Origin of the sequence: Bartonella sp. AP88HLJMH, assembly GCF_042195605.1 — a bacterium.
Lineage (GTDB): Bacteria > Pseudomonadota > Alphaproteobacteria > Rhizobiales > Rhizobiaceae > Bartonella.
Genome location: NZ_JBHIOR010000059.1, coordinates 1 through 2,521 on the forward strand (window position 1 = coordinate 1; position 2,521 = coordinate 2,521).

At 45.2% G+C, this 2,521-nt stretch carries 1 protein-coding gene; it reads right to left on the minus strand.

Annotation, left to right across the window (positions count from 1 at the left end):
• A partial coding sequence (locus ACFIMA_RS09430) for a hemagglutinin repeat-containing protein (RefSeq protein ID WP_375693771.1) occupies nucleotides 1-2,521 on the minus strand: 2,521 nt, incomplete at both ends.

Here is a 2,521-nt window from a genome sequence, read left to right on the forward strand (position 1 = left end):
TCGGAAGCAGCCATATGGATATCGCCACCCGATAGAACAGTGGTCTCTTTTCCAGAACTTAAATGAGAGCCATTGTGTAAAGCAACATGAGATGTTTCACTCCCACTCTGATTGTCCATGCTGTTGCGTGTGGCATCAATAGAAACATTGCCCTCAGCTTGCAAGAGAAGTTTATCCTTTGTTTGAACATCAGAGCCTAAGATATTCAAATCTTTTCCAGAGGCAAGTGTCGTTGAGCCTCCAGAGTTGACTTCTGATTTATGATGCATGGTGGCATCACCCTGTTCACCATGGTAATGGGTTTCTGCTGAACCGATCGTCAAGTTACCTTGTTCTGTAGCCATGGCAAGATTACCTCCGGTAGTGATCCCCACCCCTGAGGCTGTGATATCTTGCTTGGCAATCACCGTTGCATTACCCCCAGCAGAAAGCGCTTCGGTGTTTAAAACGGTCTCCACGCCGTCAACCGTTGTGCGCCCTGCATCTAAACGAATATTCTTCTCCGCAAGGAGAACAGCATCCCCACCCGCCGCAAAATGCCCCCCTTTACTAAAAATATCCCCACCATGCACATGCAATTGGTGATTTGCCGCAATCCGCCCTGAATTGGTTATTGTGGAATTGCTCGTATTTTGGCTGGTGATATTGACATCATCGCCCATGATCAAAGCCCCAGCAGAAACAAAGGAGGCTCTGTCTTTTTCGGGGATGTAAAGCACCGGTGCATAAACATCCATGCCCTTGACCTGTTGGCGCACATAAATCACCATCGGGGCTTCTAGGGATGCCAATTGTTCTTCACTCAAAGCCTCACCAAAGGGGAGATTGTGGGCTTTTGCATAGTCTGCCCCGACATCCAGCAAGGTTTTGACTTGTTCAATGGCATCACTTCCAGGAATAAAGGAACCTTTGCCCAAACCTTGACCAACAAGATCACGCATTTGTTTTTCAATCAATTCCTTTTCGAAATAAGCATCGCCTAAGAAAAAAATCTCTCTGTCAGGATTGTAGCCAATTCTGTTCAAATAATAGGCTGAGCCATAAAACTTGCCAACATCAAGAAATTCTGCTCTAGTTTCATAAATGAAATTTTGATTGGGCAGCGTGCCCCCAACCCCACCCGATTGGGGCTTTGGTAAAGGGAGCCCCTCAGAAAGTTCCCCTGTATTATTGAGATCCACTTTTGGTGTAAAGAGAGCATCAACCCCGGTTAAACCACTTAAGGACTCCAGTGGATTGCCTTCAACGGTTTTTGCTTCAAAATGCGCATCCCCTGTAATGGAACCTTCCGCTGCCGTGTTATTGAGTTGATCGACCACCAGATTTAAAGTGCCACCCGCTTGGACAAGACCAGGAACACTCTCCAAAGCTTCTGAACCAATCTGGCGATCCTTGCCATTGGCTATATCTAAAGAAACATCGCGGCTTCCATCAGCTTTATAGCCATAACAACTGTCTGTATTAGCCTGACAACCAAGATAAGTGTTTTTATAAGCCGTTGCCCCTAAATTGGTCAGCACATTGGCGTGGATATCGGCATTTCCCCCTGCTCTCATAGAGCTATAATGGTTGTCAATGGTATCAGCGTTAATGATGAGATTGCCACTAGATTGTATTACCCCCGAAACAGTTGGTTTATGCGAAAATGCTTGTGTGACAGTCTTTTCTGTCATGTGTGACCAGTGTTTGTTTGGGGATAAGACCCCCCACCTATCACCATTCCATTGATACCGGTGTACAGACAATTCCTTCTTTATAGACTTATGTTTCCAAGTGAATGCCTTATAAACTATTCCATCGCTTGAAATTGCAGTGCCATAGGTTCCTTCTTTGCTCGCCCAAAGTGGAATATCCAAAAAAAGTTCTACATGCCCTTTTCCTATTAGTTTATCTTCTTGATATTCGTGCCCCTTTCCCCAAAGATTGGGGTCCTCCTGATATAACATCCCATCACTGAGTTGATCAGAACCCTTTGGTTTTTGGAAAGAAATATCGCTATATTCCGTTTTTTCCGTGATGACAGGCGTGCTATCAGCTTCGTTTTTCAGGGTGTTGGTTTGGATATTTAAGTTTCCACCAGCTTGAATCAAGCCTGCTTTATTCACAAGCGAAAGGCTTTTTCCGCTGCCAGCTGCATTGGTGAAAGATAAATCACCTTCTGTCATTATGGTGCCAAAATCATTGAGCAAAGCACCATCAACTTGTAAAGCACCATTGCCCTTCACATAAATTAAGCCCGTTTTGTTGTTGGTCACATCCCCCGTCACGCTAAAGACTAAATCCTGCCCCGATGCCAATTGACCGCTATTTCCAAGCTCCCCCGTTTTGATCACGAAATCTCTGGCTGCTAAAACAGACGTTGTCTCATCAACCATAACGCTTGGAGCAACAAAGAGAATATCTCCAGTTCCACCCTGATCTGTCACGGCTTGTAGCCGCGCATGGTGAATATCAAGGGCATTGGTGCTTTGAAAGTCTAAACCGCCATAAGTCAATTCGCTCTCTGAGACATCAATATGAT